Raw genomic sequence first — 16,085 nt, 5'->3', positions numbered from 1 at the left:
TGTCCTGCAATGAAAAACGACCACCGAAGTGGTCGTTATCAACCCCTTAACCGAACGGCTAGTGGATCCCAGCGGGTTTTTTGTTGTCTGCCCGACCCCGGGCAGGCCCTCGGTCAGTTGTTCTGCGACAACTGATCCAGGATGGCCGGGTTCTCGAGGGTCGAGACATCCTGTGTGATTGCCTCGCCCTTGGCGATGGCGCGCAACAGGCGCCGCATGATCTTGCCGCTGCGGGTCTTGGGCAGGTTGTCGCCGAAGCGGATGTCCTTGGGCTTGGCGATCGGGCCGATCTCCTTGCCCACCCAGTCGCGCAACTCCTTCGCGATCGCCTTGGCCTCGTCGCCGGTGGGGCGCGAGCGCTTGAGCACCACGAAGGCAACGATCGCCTCGCCGGTGACGTCGTCTGGGCGCCCCACCACCGCGGCTTCGGCCACGAGATCGGTCTTGGAGACCAGGGCCGACTCGATCTCCATCGTGCCCATGCGGTGACCCGAGACGTTGAGCACGTCGTCGATGCGCCCGGTGATGCGGAAGTAGCCGCGGTCGGCACTGCGCACGGCACCGTCGCCCGCCAGGTAGTAGCCCTTGAGCTCCTCGGGGAAGTAGCTTTTCTTGAAGCGCTCCGGGTCACCCCAGATGGTGCGGATCATCGAGGGCCAGGGCTTCTTGATGACCAGGATGCCGCCCGCGCCATTGGGCACGTCGTTGGCCGACTCATCCACGATGGCGGCGCTGATGCCCGGCAGCGGCAGCGTGCACGAACCCGGTACCAGGGGCGTGGCGCCTGGCAGCGGCGTGATCACGTGGCCACCGGTTTCCGTCTGCCAGAAGGTGTCGACGATGGGGCAACGCTCACGGCCCACATGGCGGTGGTACCACATCCAGGCCTCAGGGTTGATGGGCTCGCCCACGGAGCCCAGCAAGCGCAGGCTCGACAGGTCGGAGTTCTTCGGGTGCACCTTCTCATCGCCCTCGGCCGCCTTGATGAGCGAGCGGATCGCCGTGGGGGCGGTGTAGAAGATGGTGACCTTGTGTTTCTCGATCATCTGCCAGAAGCGCGCCGCGTTCGGGTAGGTGGGCACGCCTTCGAACACCACCTGCGTGGCGCCCGCGGCCAACGGGCCGTAGGCCACGTAGGTATGGCCGGTGATCCAGCCGATGTCGGCCGTGCACCAGAACACATCCTCCGGGCGCAGGTCGAAAGTCCAGAGCATGGTGAGCTTTGCCCACAGCAGGTAGCCCCCGGTGCTGTGCTGCACGCCCTTGGGTTTGCCCGTTGAGCCCGAGGTGTAGAGGATGAACAGCGGGTGTTCAGCGCCCACGTAGGCCGGCGGGCATTCGCTGCCCTGCCCGGCCACGGCCTCGTGCCAGTACACATCGCGCCCGGCCACCATGTTGCAGGCCGTGGGCGTGCGCTGGTAGACGATGACGTTCTTGATCGACTCGCAACCGCCCATGGCAATGCCTTCGTCGACGATGGCCTTGAGCGGCAACTCCTTGCCGCCGCGCATCTGGTAGTTGGCGGTGATCACGGCCACCGCACCGGCGTCCTGGATGCGCTCCTGCAGTGCCTTGGCCGAGAATCCGCCGAACACCACGCTGTGGGTGGCGCCGATGCGCGCGCAGGCCTGCATGGCCACCACGCCCTCGATCGTCATCGGCATGTAGATGACCACGCGGTCGCCCTGCTGCACGCCGCGCGCCTTGAGCATGTTCGCGAACTGCGAGACCTTGTCGAGCAACTGGCGGTAGGTGATGCGCGTGACGGCGCCGTCGTCGGCCTCGAACACGATGGCTGTCTTGTGCTCCACCGGCGTGCCCATGTGGCGGTCCAGGCAGTTCCAGGAGGCGTTGAGTTCGCCGTCGGCAAACCACTTGTAGAAGGGCTTGTTGCTGTCGTCGAGCACCTGCTTGAAGGGTTTGTGCCAGCCCAGTTCCTCGCGCGCCAGTCGCGCCCAGAAAGCTTGCGGGTCCTTGTCCGCCTCGGCGCACAGCGCCTCGTAGGACTTCATGCCCGAGATGCGGGCCGCCGCCACGGTGGCGGCACTGGGTTCGAAGACGCGGTTCTCGACCAGGACGGATTCGATCGACGACGAAGGCGTTGTCATGCAGCTGTCTCCTCGGCTCTTTGTGGGGAAAAACGGGCCGGCGGCACTGTGCGCAAGGGCACTTACGGCCGCCTGACACCGGGCACGCTCCTACAATAACCGACACCCGCGCCCCCTCGCCCGGCGCCCTTTCCCACACCATCATGTCCGACCCCGTCAAAACGACCGGCCCGATCCGCCCCTTGCCCAACCTCATCTTCGCCAGCCGTTGGCTGCAACTGCCGCTCTACATCGGCCTCATTGCGGCCCAGGCCATCTACGTCTTCCATTTCTGGGTGGAACTCGTGCACCTGATCGAGGCCGCTTTTGGCAACGATGCCGCGCTGCAAAAGCTCGTCACGAGCATCGGCTACAAGAGTGACGTGGAGCTCACGGGACTCAACGAGACCATCATCATGCTGGTGGTGCTCGCGCTCATCGACGTGGTCATGATCTCCAACCTGCTGATCATGGTCATCGTCGGCGGCTACGAAACCTTCGTCAGCCGCATGCACCTGGAAAACCACCCGGACCAGCCCGAGTGGCTGAGCCACGTGAACGCCAGCGTGCTCAAGGTCAAGCTGGCCACGGCGATCATCGGCATCAGCTCCATCCACCTTCTCAAGACCTTCATCAACGCCGCCAACTATGACGTGAAGGTGCTGATGTGGCAGACCATCATCCACGTCGCCTTCCTGTTCAGCGCGCTGGCCATCGCACTGGCCGACCGCGTCATGGCGTCCAACCACGGCGCGCCGCACTGACCTCCCGGGGTGCGCGCTCGGCACAAGGCGCGCACCTCACCCGATGGCGCCCGCAGCGCCATCCGTGACATACCTCACGTTCGGGCAAGCGCCACCCGGGATACCCCGTACCGTTTCGGGTTACATACTGTAGCACTCGGGTACTCGTACTGGTAGATTCGGCCAGCACCGGGGATCGGGCGGCGCCAGGGAGGCGTTCGGCAGGTACTCGTGCAGCCCCGGGATGGCCACATGGTGTGGCCCGGGGTCATCACCGGAGGACCGACCATGACCCAGGCCGCCATCGGCTATCTGCGCCGCCAAGACCTTTGCGTGCTCAAGCGCTGCGCGCTGCAAAGTGCCTTGATGACCCTGGGGATTTACGCGGCCAGCAGTGCCTGCGCCCAGCCCATCGTGACCGACGGGCGCACGCATACCAGCGTTCAGGTCAACGGCGCAGTGACCGACATCACCACCAGCACGGTGAGTGGCAGCAGCGCCTTCAACTCCTTCCAGCGTTTCAACGTCGGCCAGGGGCACACGGTCAACATGCACCTGCCCGGCCAGACCCAGCACCTGCTCAACCTGGTGCACGGTGAGCGCTCCTACATCAATGGCCTGCTCAATGCCTACCGCAACGGTCAGATCGGCGGCCACGTCTACTTCCTCAACCCGCATGGCACGGTGGTCGGCGCGCAGGGCGTCCTCAACGTCGGCAGCCTCACACTGACCACGCCCACCGCGGCGTTCATGGATCGCCTGGTCTCGCCCGCCGGTTTGATCGACGAGCAGGCCGCCGCACAGGTGCTGGCGGGCCAGGTGCCGCTGAGCGCGACGGGTTTGGTGCGGGTTGAGGGTCGGGTGAATGCCGCCGACGCAGCGACGCTGGCCGCGGGCCGCATCGAGATTGCGGGGGGCGCGCATCTTCCGAGCAATTCCAGGTGGGCGGCAGCGCCAGTGTGCGTGGCTACAGCGAGGGCCTGCTCACCGGGCGCAGCGGCTACCTCGCAAGCGCCGAGCTGCGTCGAAGGCTGTACACGCCCGCCGAGGGCGGCGGAGGGCCCCACGTGACGGGCCTGGCCTTCATCGACCACGGCGGCGCGTTCCCCTTCCGTCCCGAACCGCTGTCCGACATCACGAAGGCCGACTTCCTGAGCAGCGCCGGCCTGGGCCTGGTGGCCGAATGGGGACCGCGCGTGCAGGCCCGCCTCACGTTGGGTTGGCCCCTGCGCAACGAGTCGGCCGAAGCCGAACGCAAACGCACCCGGCTGCACGCGTCGATCACCGTCAACTGGCCCTGAACCGGGCCTTGAGCGGGCGCCAGCCCGTGCCGCCAGCAAGGCGCGCGGGCTCTGCGAAAATGGCGGATTCCCACCGCATTCACCCTGCCACCCCACGGGCGCACGCCATGACGACGACCATCCGCCAGAACGACCTCATCGAATCCATTGCCGGCGCGCTGCAGTTCATCAGCTACTACCACCCGGCCGACTACCTCGCCCACCTGGCGCGCGCCTACGAGCGCGAGCAAAGCGCCGCGGCCAAGGACGCGATCGCGCAGATCCTGACCAACAGCCGCATGAGCGCGACCGGTCACCGCCCGATCTGCCAGGACACGGGCATCGTCAACGTCTTCCTCAAGATCGGCATGGACGTGCGGCTCGAAGGCTTCAGCGGCAGCCTGGAAGACGCCATCAACGAAGGCGTGCGCCGCGGCTACAACCACGCCGACAACAAGCTTCGCGCCAGCGTGGTGGCCGACCCGCACTTCGCGCGCAAGAACACCAAGGACAACACGCCTGCGGTGATCTTCACCGAGATCGTGCCCGGCAACACCGTCGACGTGACGGTGGCGGCCAAGGGCGGCGGCAGCGAGAACAAGAGCAAGTTCGTCATGCTCAACCCCAGCGATTCCCTGGTCGACTGGGTGCTCAAGACCGTACCGACCATGGGCGCGGGCTGGTGCCCGCCGGGCATGTTGGGCATCGGCATCGGCGGGACGGCCGAGAAGGCCATGCTGCTGGCCAAGCAGAGCCTGATGGAAGACATCGACATGTACGAGCTGCAGGCCAAGGCCGGCAAGGGTGAGAAGCTCACGCAGGTGGAAGAGCTGCGTCTGGAGCTGTACGAGAAGGTCAACGCACTGGGCATCGGCGCACAGGGCCTGGGGGGTCTTACCACCGTGCTCGACGTCAAGATCGCGATGTACCCCACGCACGCGGCCAGCAAGCCGGTGGCCATGATCCCCAACTGCGCAGCCACGCGCCACGCGCACTTCGTGCTCGACGGCAGCGGCCCGGTCTACCTGGACGCGCCCAGCCTCGACCTGTGGCCGAACGTGAACTGGGAACCCGATGCGAAGAAAAGCAAGCGCGTCGACCTGAACACGCTCACGAAGGAAGAGGTGGCCAGCTGGAAACCCGGTGACACGCTGCTGCTCAACGGCAAGATGCTCACCGGCCGCGACGCCGCGCACAAGCGCATTCAAGACATGTTCGCCAAGGGCGAGAAGCTGCCGGTGGACTTCACCAACCGCGTCATCTACTACGTGGGCCCGGTCGACCCGGTGCGCGACGAGGTGGTCGGCCCCGCCGGCCCCACCACCGCCACGCGCATGGACAAGTTCACCGACATGATGCTCAGCCAGACCGGCCTGATCGCCATGATCGGCAAGGCCGAGCGCGGCCCGGTCGCGATCGAGTCCATCAAGAAGCACAAGAGCGCCTACCTGATGGCAGTGGGCGGAGCAGCCTACCTCGTGTCCAAGGCGATCAAGCAGGCGCGCGTGGTCGGCTTCGAAGACCTCGGCATGGAAGCCATCTACGAGTTCGACGTGGTTGACATGCCTGTGACCGTGGCCGTGGACGCCGGGGGTACCAGCGCCCACATCACCGGTCCGGCCGAGTGGAGCCAGCGCATCGCCTCCGGCGAGTTCAAGGGCATCACGGTCGCCAGCGCTTGAGGGATATGGCGCCGGTCATCGGCGTCTTCGACAGCGGCATCGGCGGGCTCAGCGTGCTGCGCGCCTTGCGCGCCACGTTGCCCGCCGCGCACTACCACTACCTCGCGGACAACGCCTGGGCGCCCTATGGCGAGCGTGAAGCCGCCTCGCTGCGCGAGCGCTTGGCCGCGCTGGTACGCGCGTGGCGCGCCGACAGCGCGCTCGATCTGCTCGTTCTTGCCTGCAACAGCGCCACCGCCGTGGCCATCGATGCCCTGCGCCGGGAGCACCCCGACCTGCCCATCGTGGGCATCGAACCCGCCGTGCGCCCTGCCCTGGGCCTTACCCGCAGCGGCCACGTGGGTGTGCTCGCCACGCGCGCCACACTGCAGAGCCCCCGGTACCACGCGCTGCGCGACGCCTGCCTCGCCAGCGCCGGGCCAGGCTTGCAGATCCACGACCACGCGGCCGATGGTCTGGCAGACGCCATCGAGCGCAACGACGAAACCGCGATGAACGCGCTGTGCCGTTCGCACCTGCAGGCCCTGCTCGGCCACGCGCCTTCCATCGACACCCTGGTGCTTGGTTGCACCCACTACCCCCTGGTGGACGCGGCGTGGCGCGCCGCGTGGGCAGAGCCGCTGCGGTTGGTGGACCCCGCCGAAGCCGTGGCACGCCGCGCGGCCAGCTTGCTTGGCCCCCTGCCAGGCAACGACGCGCAAGCTGCGTTGCGGTGGCGGTGCACGGGTGGCACCGAAGTGCTCTCGCAGGCTGCACAACGCTGGCTGGGGCTGGAGCGGGCCGCGGTACAGCGGCTGACCCTGGGGGACTGAGGCGCTTCCCCTTGGGCTGTCCGTCGCCCGATCAGCGCAACTCGGGCGCCGTCAAGGCCGCGGTGCGGCCGCGTTGCATGTTCACGGGAATCAGCAACAACAGGCCGAGCACGAACATCAAGGCCGTCGACACGATGGCCAGGCGGTGGTTGCCCGCGGTCATCCAGGTGATCGCGCCGTAGGTGAGCGGCCCCACGATGCTGGCCACGCGCGTCGAGAAGGTCCACAGGCCGAAGAATTCAGCCAGTTGCGCAGGGGGGGCCAGCATGCCGGCCATGGCGCGCCCGGCGGATTGGCTCGACCCCATGCACAGCCCGGCGATGGTGGCTGCCCACCAGAACTGGCCCTTGGTGGTGCTCAGGGCGGCGATCACGCAGGTGGCGATCCAGCCCACCAGCGTGAGCCCCAGCGCGAGCTTGTGGCCCAGCCGATCCTGGCCGTATCCGAAGGCGAAGGCGCCCACCATGGCCGCGATGTTGAGCACGAAGATGAGCAGCATGGTCTCCTGCTGCGCAAAGCCGATCACCTGCTCGGCATAGATCGCCGCCAGCGCGATGGCCACCGCCACGCCGCCCTGATAGGCCGCCGTGCTGGCCAGCAGCCACATGAAATCGCGGTAATGGCGCGCCTGACCGAAGGTCACACGCAGTCGCTGCAGCGAGGCGCGCCAGCCACCCTCGCGTCCGGCCTGTGGTTCGGCGCGCTCGCGCAGCAGGCCCAGGGTGAACAGCGCCGCCAGACCGAAGAGCGCGGCCGTGATGATCATGGTGACCGGCACGAACTGCGACGCCTTCTGACCCTGCGCCTGAGCCCACAGCACATAGGCCAGGCACAGGCCCAGGCTGAGCATGCCACCCACGTAGCCCAGGCTCCAGCCCCAGCCGCTCACACGGCCCATGGCCTGCGGCCTCGCGAGTTCCGGCAGGAAAGCGGCGGCCAGCGATTCGCCCCAGGCAAAACACACGTTGGACGCGATCACCAGCACCACGCCCAACGCGACTGCCCCTGGCTGCACGAGGGCCAGGCCGGCGGTGGTGACCACGCAGCCCACCGTGGTCAGCATGAGCAACCGCTTTTTTGCCGCATGGCGGTCAGCCCAGGCGCCCATGGCGGGCACGGTGAACATCACGATGAGGTGCGAAACGCTGAGCGCCGCTGTCCACGCGAAGGTGGCCCAATCGGCACCATCGGCCACCGCCCCCACGAAGTAGGCGGCGAACACAGCGGTCAGCACGACGGTGGTGTAGCCTGAGTTGGCGAAGTCGTACATCGCCCAGCCGAACACCTCGCGCTTGCGCACGCCGGTGTTCAGGGCATCGGTGGAGAAGAAGGCCATGCAGACTCCGCAGGCGCGCCCAAGGGGCGCAATGCCCCGAAGTCTATTCGGGGCGCGTGCATTGCCGACAAACGCCACGGATCGGGCTCTGCCGGTCCGTGGGCATTGCCCCCTCAAGTGGGTCGCGCGCAGCGCGGCGCGGGCGACTCGCTGTCAGTGCAGGTGGCGTGGCTTGCGCGGGCCGCCGTGACCCGACGGGCCATGGCCGCGCGGCGGCTTGCCCAGCTGCATGGAGTTCACCAGCGCGTCGAAGCGTTGGTTGAAGAGCTTGTCGATCGAGGCCACCACGTCGCCGAGTTCGGACGCGTCGAAGTGGCGCTCCATGACCTGCACCACGTCCTGCACGAGCAGGTCACGCTGCACCTGCATGATGGCCGCGGGCGTCGGGCCGACGAAGCACATGATGAAATCGTCGCGGGCCTCTTCCTCGCCGCTGTCGTCTTCCTCATCGAACTCGGTGTCATAGAACGACACCTCCAGCGGCGCACCGGCAGAAGCGATTTCGTTGAGACCCATGCAGGCATCCTCGATCGCCTGACGGAAATCCTCGTCACCATTGACGGTCCAGCAGATCTGCAAGGTGTGGCTGTCGGCCTCGAAGCGGATACCGGGCTCGTCCTCGTAGCTGCTGGCCGCTGCAGCGGCCAGCGAGCGCGCGCCCGCGTACTGCCACAAAGGCTTGAGCGCTTCCTGGATCTGCTCGTACGCGACGTCGGTCCGCAGCGGCACATCGCCATGCACGTGAATCTCGAAGGGGGCGTCGAATCGGCTGCTCATGAATCTCACTCCGCCGGCAGGACCGGCATTGACCTGGCGTTGGTGCCTCGAACCGGGGTCGAACCGGTACGCCCCCTTGCGGGAAAGCGGCGGAGTTTAAGTCCGCTGTGTCTACCAATTTCACCATCGAGGCCACGGGCCGCAGCCGCATTGTCGCAGGTGAAAAAAGCAAACCCCGCCAGCACCGGGCGGGCAGGGTTTGACGGTGGTTCTGGAGGCGCGTGGCGGAGTCGAACCGCCCTAGACGGATTTGCAATCCGTTGCATAACCGCTTTGCTAACGCGCCGGTTCGTGCATCCGACAAAAAAGGGAAGCTGTGCTTCCCTTTCTGCGCGGGAAGCAGGGCTTCCCTGGTTGCGAATCTGGAGCGGGAAACGAGGTTCGAACTCGCGACCTCAACCTTGGCAAGGTTGCGCTCTACCAACTGAGCTATTCCCGCGTTTTTCCGCAAAACCGAGCGTTTTGCAGAAGCTGGAAGTATAGCGCAAAAAATGCGCCCCCTTCAAGCCCAGGCAACTTTTTCAGTGCTTGACGGCGTCCCCTTCGGCAGCGGCCGAGCGCACCTGGGCGGCGGCCATCTGGGCCGCCACTTCTTCGTCGGTCAGGGGCACGGGTTGGCGCTCCAGCGCGATCGACAACACCTTGTCGATCCACTTCACCGGGATGATCTCCAGGCCCTGCTTCACGTTGTCCGGAATCTCGGCGAGGTCCTTCACGTTCTCTTCGGGAATCACCACCGTCTTGATGCCGCCACGCAGCGCCGCCAGCAGTTTTTCCTTGAGCCCGCCGATGGCCGTGACCTCGCCACGCAGCGTGATCTCGCCGGTCATCGCGACATCGGCCCGCACCGGAATACCGGTCAGCGCAGACACCATGGCCGTCGTCATCGCAATGCCGGCGCTCGGGCCGTCCTTGGGCGTGGCGCCGTCGGGCACGTGGATGTGGATGTCGCGCTTGTCGAACATCTCGTCCTTGATGCCCAGCATGCGCGAGCGGCTGCGCACCACGGTGCGCGCGGCCTCCACCGATTCCTTCATCACGTCGCCCAGTGAACCGGTGCGGGTGGTGGCACCCTTGCCAGGCATGGTGGCCACTTCGATGGTCAGCAGGTCGCCGCCGACCTCCGTCCACGCCAGGCCGACCACCTGACCCACCTGGTTCTGCTGCTCGGCACGGCCGTAGCTGTACTTGCGCACACCCAGGAACTCGCTCAGGTTCTCGGCCGTCACCACGACGGTGGGCGTGAATTTCTTGAGCAGCAGGCCCTTGACCACCTTGCGGCAGATCTTGGAGAGTTCGCGCTCGAGCGAACGCACGCCGGCTTCGCGCGTGTAGTAGCGCACGATGTCGCGGACCGCGTCTTCGCGCACGTCCATCTCGCCGTCCTTGATGCCGTTGTTCTTCAACTGCTTGGGCAACAGGTAGCGCACCGCGATGTTGACTTTCTCGTCCTCGGTGTAGCCCGAGAGGCGGATGACCTCCATGCGGTCCAGCAGTGCCGGCGGAATGTTCATCGAGTTCGAGGTCGCGACGAACATCACATCGGACAGGTCGAAGTCGACTTCCACGTAGTGGTCGCCGAACGTATGGTTCTGCTCGGGGTCGAGCACCTCGAGCAGCGCGCTCGAGGGATCGCCGCGGAAGTCGGTGCCGAGCTTGTCGATCTCGTCGAGCAGGAACAGCGGATTGCGCGTGCCCACCTTGTTCAGGCTTTGCAGCACCTTGCCCGGCATGGCGCCGATGTAGGTGCGGCGGTGGCCGCGGATCTCGGCCTCGTCGCGCATGCCACCCAGGGCCATGCGCACGTACTTGCGGCCCGTGGCCTTGGCCACCGACTGACCGAGCGAGGTCTTGCCCACGCCCGGCGGGCCCACGAGGCACAGGATGGGCGCCTTGACCTTGTCGACGCGTTGCTGCACCGCGAGGTACTCGAGGATGCGGTCCTTGACCTTCTCGAGGCCGTAGTGATCGGCGTTGAGCACTTCTTCGGCGTAGGCCAGGTCGTGCTTGATCTTGGTTTTCTTGCTCCAGGGCAGGCCCACGAGCACGTCGATGTAGTTGCGCACCACCGTGGCCTCGGCCGACATGGGCGACATGAGCTTGAGCTTCTTGAGCTCGCCGTCGGCCTTCTTGCGTGCCTCGGCCGGCATGCGCGCGGCCTTGATCTTCTTCTCGATCTCTTCGATGTCGGCGCCCTCTTCGCCTTCACCAAGCTCCTTCTGGATCGCCTTGACCTGTTCGTTGAGGTAGAAGTCGCGCTGGTTCTTCTCCATCTGGCGCTTGACGCGTCCGCGGATCTTCTTGTCGACGTTGAGGATGTCGACCTCGCGCTCGAGTTGCTCGAACAGGTTCTCCAGGCGCTTGACCACCGGATCGAGGTCAAGCACGACCTGCTTGTTCTCGAGCTTGAGCGGCAGGTGTGCGGCGATGGTGTCGGCCAGACGCCCCGGGTCGTCGATGCTGGAGATCGAGGTGAGAATCTCCGACGGAATCTTCTTGTTGAGCTTGACGTACTGGTCGAACTGCTGCATCACAGCCCGGCGCAGCGCTTCCAGCTCATTGACCGGGGCCGCGGCGCGCTCGTTGGCCGGGTCGATCGGGGTGACGTTGGCGACGAAGTGGGTCTCGCCGTCATTGATGGACAGCACCTTGGCGCGCTGCACACCTTCGACCAGCACCTTCACGGTGCCGTCCGGCAGCTTGAGCATCTGCAGGATGGAGGCGACGCAGCCCATCTCGAACATGTCCTCGACCGAGGGCTCGTCCTTTGCAGCGGCTTTCTGAGCCACCAGCATGATGCGGCGCTCGCCTTCCATCGCGGCCTCCAGGGCCTTGATGCTCTTGGGCCGGCCCACGAACAGCGGGATGACCATGTGGGGGAACACCACGACGTCGCGCAACGGCAGCAGCGGCAGCTCGACGGGGGTGCTGGGCAGGGGGGTTTGACCGGACATATCGACCTCGATGGGTATCAGGCCTGCTTGGCCGCTTCGCGGTAGACCAGCAGCGGCGGTTTGTTTTCTTCGATGGTCGACTCATCGACCACCACCTTCTCGACGTTGTTCAAGCCAGGCAGCTCGAACATGGTGTCGATCAGCGCGTTTTCCAGTATGGAGCGCAATCCGCGGGCGCCGGTCTTGCGCGCCAGCGCCTTGCGGGCAATGGCCTTGAGCGCGGCCGGTCGCACCTCGAGCTCGGCGCCCTCCATCGAGAGCAGGCGCGAGAATTGCTTGACCACCGCATTCTTCGGCTGGGTGAGGATGTCGACCAGCGCGTCTTCGCTGAGTTCGGCGAGCGCCGCGATCACGGGCAGACGACCCACGAGCTCGGGGATCAGGCCGTACTTGATCAGGTCCTCGGGCTCGACCTCGCGGAACACGTCGGTCAGGCTGCGCTGCTGCTTGCTGCGCACGGTGGCGCCAAAACCGATGCCCGAGGCCTCGGTGCGCGCCTCGATCACCTTCTCCAGCCCGGCGAACGCGCCGCCGCAGATGAAGAGGATGTTGGTCGTGTCGACCTGCAGGAAATCCTGGTTGGGGTGCTTGCGCCCGCCCTGCGGCGGCACGCTGGCCATGGTGCCTTCGATCAGCTTGAGCAGCGCCTGCTGCACGCCCTCGCCCGACACGTCGCGCGTGATCGAGGGGTTGTCGGACTTGCGCGTGATCTTGTCGATCTCGTCGATGTAGACGATGCCCTGCTGCGCACGCTCGATGTCGTAGTTGCAGCTCTGCAGCAACTTGGCGACGATGTTCTCGACGTCTTCGCCCACGTAGCCCGCCTCGGTGAGCGTGGTGGCGTCGGCCATCACGAAGGGCACGTTGAGCATGCGCGCCATGGTCTGGGCGAGCAGCGTCTTGCCCGAACCCGTGGGGCCGATCAGCAGGATGTTGCTCTTGGCGAGTTCGACCTCTTCCTTGCGCGAGGCCTGCTTGTGGCGCAGGCGCTTGTAGTGGTTATAGACGGCCACAGCCAGTGCGCGCTTGGCGGCGTCCTGGCCGATCACGTAGTTGTCGAGGTTGGACTTGAGCAGTGCTGGCGTGGGCAGGTCGTCGGCAGACGCCTTGACCGACTCGACCCCGGGCAACTCGTCACGAATGATGTCGTTGCACAGGTCGATGCACTCGTCGCAGATGAACACCGAGGGACCGGCGATCAGCTTCTTGACCTCGTGCTGGCTTTTGCCGCAGAAGGAGCAATACAGCGCTTTTTCGCTGGAGGCGGCTTTCTTGTCGGCCATGGTCGCTAGAAGGGGAAAACGGTGATCAATGATAGTTCAAGGGTCGACCGGGCCAAACGGTGGAAATGGACGGCAAATCCCGCGATCTGCCGCCCATCACCGGTGCGTCAGCCGGCCGTCGGGCGTCTTTCGATCACGCGGTCGATCAGCCCGTACTCGGCCGACTCGGCCGCGCTCAGGTAGTAGTCGCGCTCGGTGTCGCGCTCGATCTTCTCCAGCGGCTGGCCGGTGCGGTCGGCCAGAATCTTGTTGAGCTGTTCGCGGGTCTTGAGGATCTCGCGGGCGTGGATCTCGATCTCGGTGGCCTGACCCTGGGTGCCGCCCAGCGGCTGGTGGATCATGACCTTGGAGTTCGGCAGTGCAAAGCGCTTGCCCTTGGCACCCGCGGCCAGCAGGAACGCGCCCATGCTCGCGGCCATGCCCACGCACAGCGTGGACACATCGGGCTTGATGAAGTTCATGGTGTCGAAGATCGCCATGCCGGCGCTCACCGAACCACCCGGCGAGTTGATGTAGAACGAGATGTCCTTGTCGGGGTTCTCGCTTTCCAGGAACAGCAGCTGGGCCACCACCAGGTTGGCCGTCTGGTCGTTCACGGGGCCGACCAGGAAGATCACACGCTCCTTGAGCAGGCGCGAGTAGATGTCGTAGGCGCGTTCGCCGCGGCCCGATTGTTCGATGACCATGGGGACCATGCCCAGGCCTTGGATGTCCATTGCGCTCATGCGTTTCTCCGGATGCACCGCTTCTGCGGCGAGTGACGTGACCCTACTGTAACCAACCCATCACAACGCCCACCGGCGGTGGGGCCATGGCCCGCGTCGCTTGGGGCTGGCGCAGGTAGGTGGGGCCGGTCGAGGCAAAAAAAAGAGGGCGGAACGCGTCCGCCCTCCCTGCGTGACCGATGCGTCGATCAGGACTGCGCCATCAGTTCGTCAAAAGCCACGGTCTTGTTCTCGACCTGGGCCTTGGACAGCACGAATTCGGTCACGTTGTTCTCGATCACGATGGCCTCGACCTCGGCCATGCGGCGGTTGTCGCTCTGGTACCAGCGGATCACGTCGGCCGGCTTCTCGTAGGAAGCGGCCAGCTCTTCGATGTGGGCCTTGATCTGCTCGGGCTTGGCGTGCAGTTCGTTGGCCTTGACCAGCTCGGCCACCACCAGGCCCAGGCGCACGCGGCGCTCGGCCTGCGGGCGGAACAGCTCGTCGGGGATCGGGGCCTTCTCGGCGTCCTTGATACCGCGCTGCTTGAGATCGGCACGGGCACCCTCGACCAGGCGATCCAGCTCGGACTGCACCACGGACTTGGGCAGATCGAGTTCGGCCACGGCCACGAGCGCGTCCATCACGGCGGCCTTGTTGCGGGCCTGCAGGCGGAACTTGACTTCGCGCTCGAGGTTCTTGCGGATGTCGGCGCGCAAGCCTTCCACCGTGCCGTCGGCAATGCCCAGCGACTTGGCCAGCGCTTCATCGACGGCGGGCAGGTGGGCGGCTTCGAGTTTCTTGACCGTGACCAGGAAGTCGGCCGTCTTGCCCGCCACGTCCTTGCCGTGGTAATCGGCCGGGAAGGCCAGCGGGAAGGTCTTGCTCTCGCCGGTTTTCATGCCGCGCACGGCATCTTCGAACTCCTTGAGCATCTGGCCGTCACCGACGATGAACTGGAAGGCCTCGGCCTTGCCGCCCTCGAAGGGCTCGCCGTCGATCTTGCCTTCGAAGTCGATGGTGGCGCGGTCGCCGTCCTGGGCGGCCTGATCCTGGGCGCGCTGCGCGAAGGTGCGGCGCTGCTTGCGCAGGATGTCCAGGGTGCGCTCGATGGCAGCTTCGTCGACCGACGCATCCAACTTCTCGACCTTGGCACCGGTCAGATCGCCGATCTTGACCTCGGGGTAGACCTCGAAGACCGCGTCGAAGGCCAGCTGGCCTTCGGGCGCGCCTTCCTTCTCGGTGATGCGGGGCTGGCCAGCCACGCGCAGTTGCGCTTCGTTGGCCGCGGTGGCGAAGGCCTCGCCCACCTTGTCGTTCATGACCTCGTAGTGCACCGAATAGCCGTAGCGCTGGGCCACCACGTTCATCGGCACCTTGCCGGGGCGAAAGCCGTCCATCTTGACGTCGCGGGCGATGCGCTTGAGGCGCGCGGCCACCTCGTTCTGGATGACGTCGGCAGGCAGCGTCAGCGTGATCTTGCGCTCCAGCTTCTCCAGGGTTTCAACGGTCACGGTCATGGTGTTCTCCAAAGGGAAGACCGGCAGTTCGGGCCGGCGCAGGAAATCGGGGCTTCCGTGGGGCTGGTGCGCGGGGGGGGACTCGAACCCCCACACCATTGCTGGCGTCAGGACCTAAACCTGGTGCGTCTACCAATTTCGCCACCCGCGCGCCGCAAGGGAGTCTCGCGCCGCCGGGGCGGCGCCCAGCGGGGCGGGCAGCCCTCTCACGGAAACCCGCGATTGTAGCCGGGGCACGGGTGCCCGACGGGCGCCGTCAAGCCGCCAGGCGGCGCAATTTGCGGATCGCGCTGTCCGGCGTGGTGAGCACCGGCAGGCCGGTGGCCGCCTGCACCGCGGCGGCGGCCCGCGCCAGGCTGAACTGCGCCAGCGCGATCACCGCGCAGCCCTGTGCCTTCAGGGCAAGCGCCGCCTCGACCGCCCGCGCGTCGTGCGCGGCGCCATCGCCCGCGTTGAGAGCGTCCAGCGCGCCCCCGGCCAGTGCCGTGTGCAGCGAGACGCCAGCCGGAAATTCCGGCGGCATCGACTGCAGCGTCGGGCCGAAGGTGGCGAGCAGGCCGATTGGCGCGCCGGCAGCGAGGGCGACCGCCTCGTCGACCATGGCCTCGTTGGGCTTGAGCACCGGCAGGTGCGGGCGGCGCGCCGCCGCGGCCTCGATGCACGGGCCGAAGGCCGAGCAGGTGAACAGGATGCCTTGCACCCCCGTCGATTCGGCGTACGCAGTCAGCGCCTCGAAGCGCGCGTGCATGGCCGCGTCCAGCCCGCGGCCCTCGCGCGCGAGATCGGCCGACAGGCTGTCGTCGAGCAGGTTCATGCGCAGCGCCTCGGGCCAGTCGCGCGCCATCGCCTCGTTGATGGGCGCGACCGAATGGGCCAGCGCGTGGATCAGGGCAATGCGCGTCATGCT

13 protein-coding genes and 4 tRNA genes are annotated in these 16,085 nt (G+C 66.3%); 5 read left to right on the top strand and 12 right to left on the bottom strand.

Annotated elements, in window-relative coordinates:
- Window positions 1-113: 113 nt before the first annotated feature.
- Complete coding sequence (gene acs / locus M3149_RS09520; RefSeq protein WP_251709063.1) at window positions 114-2,108, bottom strand: acetate--CoA ligase; 1,995 nt, start codon at window positions 2,106-2,108, stop codon at window positions 114-116.
- 143 nt (window positions 2,109-2,251) lie between these two features.
- Here acs and M3149_RS09515 point away from each other — a divergent pair, with 143 nt between their 5' ends.
- The 5 genes from M3149_RS09515 (at window position 2,252) to murI (ending at window position 6,604) form a co-directional block, all read left to right on the top strand.
- Window positions 2,252-2,851: a YqhA family protein gene (locus M3149_RS09515; RefSeq protein WP_251709062.1), complete on the top strand. Its 600-nt coding sequence runs from the start codon at window positions 2,252-2,254 to the stop codon at window positions 2,849-2,851.
- Between the two features lie 267 nt (window positions 2,852-3,118).
- The gene (locus M3149_RS09510; RefSeq protein WP_251709061.1) at window positions 3,119-3,901 is read left to right on the top strand and encodes a leukotoxin LktA family filamentous adhesin; all 783 of its coding nucleotides are present in this window, start codon (window positions 3,119-3,121) and stop codon (window positions 3,899-3,901) included.
- Entirely contained in the window at window positions 3,790-4,131 is a 342-nt protein-coding gene (locus tag M3149_RS09505; protein ID WP_251709060.1) for a hypothetical protein, read from the top strand. Before M3149_RS09510 ends, M3149_RS09505 begins: the two co-directional genes overlap by 112 nt.
- Window positions 4,132-4,238: 107 nt before the next feature.
- Window positions 4,239-5,792 carry a fumarate hydratase gene (locus tag M3149_RS09500; protein WP_251709059.1) on the top strand — a complete coding sequence of 518 codons (1,554 nt, stop codon included), beginning with the start codon at window positions 4,239-4,241 and terminating at the stop codon, window positions 5,790-5,792.
- 5 nt (window positions 5,793-5,797) lie between these two features.
- Complete coding sequence (murI, locus tag M3149_RS09495; protein ID WP_251709058.1) at window positions 5,798-6,604, top strand: glutamate racemase; 807 nt, start codon at window positions 5,798-5,800, stop codon at window positions 6,602-6,604.
- Between the two features lie 31 nt (window positions 6,605-6,635).
- Here murI and M3149_RS09490 read toward each other — a convergent pair whose 3' ends face one another.
- The 11 genes from M3149_RS09490 to M3149_RS09440 form a co-directional block, all read right to left on the bottom strand.
- Window positions 6,636-7,940: an MFS transporter gene (locus M3149_RS09490; RefSeq protein WP_251709057.1), complete on the bottom strand. Its 1,305-nt coding sequence runs from the start codon at window positions 7,938-7,940 to the stop codon at window positions 6,636-6,638.
- Between the two features lie 153 nt (window positions 7,941-8,093).
- The gene (locus M3149_RS09485; protein WP_251709056.1) at window positions 8,094-8,717 is read right to left on the bottom strand and encodes a DUF6806 family protein; all 624 of its coding nucleotides are present in this window, start codon (window positions 8,715-8,717) and stop codon (window positions 8,094-8,096) included.
- A 40-nt stretch (window positions 8,718-8,757) separates the two neighbouring features.
- Window positions 8,758-8,850, bottom strand: a tRNA-Leu gene (locus M3149_RS09480).
- 79 nt (window positions 8,851-8,929) lie between these two features.
- A tRNA-Cys gene (locus tag M3149_RS09475) sits at window positions 8,930-9,003 on the bottom strand.
- Between the two features lie 77 nt (window positions 9,004-9,080).
- Window positions 9,081-9,156: transfer RNA gene (locus tag M3149_RS09470), tRNA-Gly, on the bottom strand.
- 82 nt (window positions 9,157-9,238) lie between these two features.
- Window positions 9,239-11,671, bottom strand: coding sequence for an endopeptidase La (lon, locus tag M3149_RS09465; protein WP_251709055.1), 2,433 nt, complete (start codon window positions 11,669-11,671; stop codon window positions 9,239-9,241).
- Window positions 11,672-11,688: 17 nt separating this feature from the next.
- Complete coding sequence (clpX, locus tag M3149_RS09460) at window positions 11,689-12,954, bottom strand: ATP-dependent Clp protease ATP-binding subunit ClpX (RefSeq protein ID WP_251709054.1); 1,266 nt, start codon at window positions 12,952-12,954, stop codon at window positions 11,689-11,691.
- Window positions 12,955-13,061: 107 nt separating this feature from the next.
- Window positions 13,062-13,679 carry an ATP-dependent Clp endopeptidase proteolytic subunit ClpP gene (gene clpP / locus M3149_RS09455; protein ID WP_285886845.1) on the bottom strand — a complete coding sequence of 206 codons (618 nt, stop codon included), beginning with the start codon at window positions 13,677-13,679 and terminating at the stop codon, window positions 13,062-13,064.
- Window positions 13,680-13,867: 188 nt separating this feature from the next.
- Complete coding sequence (gene tig, locus M3149_RS09450) at window positions 13,868-15,178, bottom strand: trigger factor (protein ID WP_251709053.1); 1,311 nt, start codon at window positions 15,176-15,178, stop codon at window positions 13,868-13,870.
- 64 nt (window positions 15,179-15,242) lie between these two features.
- Window positions 15,243-15,329: transfer RNA gene (locus M3149_RS09445), tRNA-Leu, on the bottom strand.
- Window positions 15,330-15,434: 105 nt separating this feature from the next.
- Window positions 15,435-16,082, bottom strand: coding sequence for an aspartate/glutamate racemase family protein (locus tag M3149_RS09440; protein WP_251709052.1), 648 nt, complete (start codon window positions 16,080-16,082; stop codon window positions 15,435-15,437).
- Window positions 16,083-16,085 lie beyond the last annotated feature (3 nt).

The sequence above is a fragment of the Hydrogenophaga intermedia genome (assembly GCF_023715105.1).
Lineage (GTDB): Bacteria > Pseudomonadota > Gammaproteobacteria > Burkholderiales > Burkholderiaceae_C > Hydrogenophaga > Hydrogenophaga intermedia_A.
Note: the sequence above shows the minus strand (reverse complement) of the source record. Positions and strands in the feature narration are given on the sequence as shown.

What these genes read in the sequence shown, in the direction of transcription:
- acs (WP_251709063.1), bottom strand. Translation starts at nt 2,108, where the DNA reads ATGACAACGCCTTCGTCGTCGATCGAATCCGTCCTGGTCGAGAACCGC.
- M3149_RS09515 (WP_251709062.1), top strand. Translation starts at nt 2,252, where the DNA reads ATGTCCGACCCCGTCAAAACGACCGGCCCGATCCGCCCCTTGCCCAAC.
- M3149_RS09510 (WP_251709061.1), top strand. Translation starts at nt 3,119, where the DNA reads ATGACCCAGGCCGCCATCGGCTATCTGCGCCGCCAAGACCTTTGCGTG.
- M3149_RS09500 (WP_251709059.1), top strand. Translation starts at nt 4,239, where the DNA reads ATGACGACGACCATCCGCCAGAACGACCTCATCGAATCCATTGCCGGC.
- murI (WP_251709058.1), top strand. Translation starts at nt 5,798, where the DNA reads ATGGCGCCGGTCATCGGCGTCTTCGACAGCGGCATCGGCGGGCTCAGC.
- M3149_RS09490 (WP_251709057.1), bottom strand. Translation starts at nt 7,940, where the DNA reads ATGGCCTTCTTCTCCACCGATGCCCTGAACACCGGCGTGCGCAAGCGC.
- M3149_RS09485 (WP_251709056.1), bottom strand. Translation starts at nt 8,717, where the DNA reads ATGAGCAGCCGATTCGACGCCCCCTTCGAGATTCACGTGCATGGCGAT.
- lon (WP_251709055.1), bottom strand. Translation starts at nt 11,671, where the DNA reads ATGTCCGGTCAAACCCCCCTGCCCAGCACCCCCGTCGAGCTGCCGCTG.
- clpX (WP_251709054.1), bottom strand. Translation starts at nt 12,954, where the DNA reads ATGGCCGACAAGAAAGCCGCCTCCAGCGAAAAAGCGCTGTATTGCTCC.
- clpP (WP_285886845.1), bottom strand. Translation starts at nt 13,679, where the DNA reads ATGAGCGCAATGGACATCCAAGGCCTGGGCATGGTCCCCATGGTCATC.
- tig (WP_251709053.1), bottom strand. Translation starts at nt 15,178, where the DNA reads ATGACCGTGACCGTTGAAACCCTGGAGAAGCTGGAGCGCAAGATCACG.
- M3149_RS09440 (WP_251709052.1), bottom strand. Translation starts at nt 16,082, where the DNA reads ATGACGCGCATTGCCCTGATCCACGCGCTGGCCCATTCGGTCGCGCCC.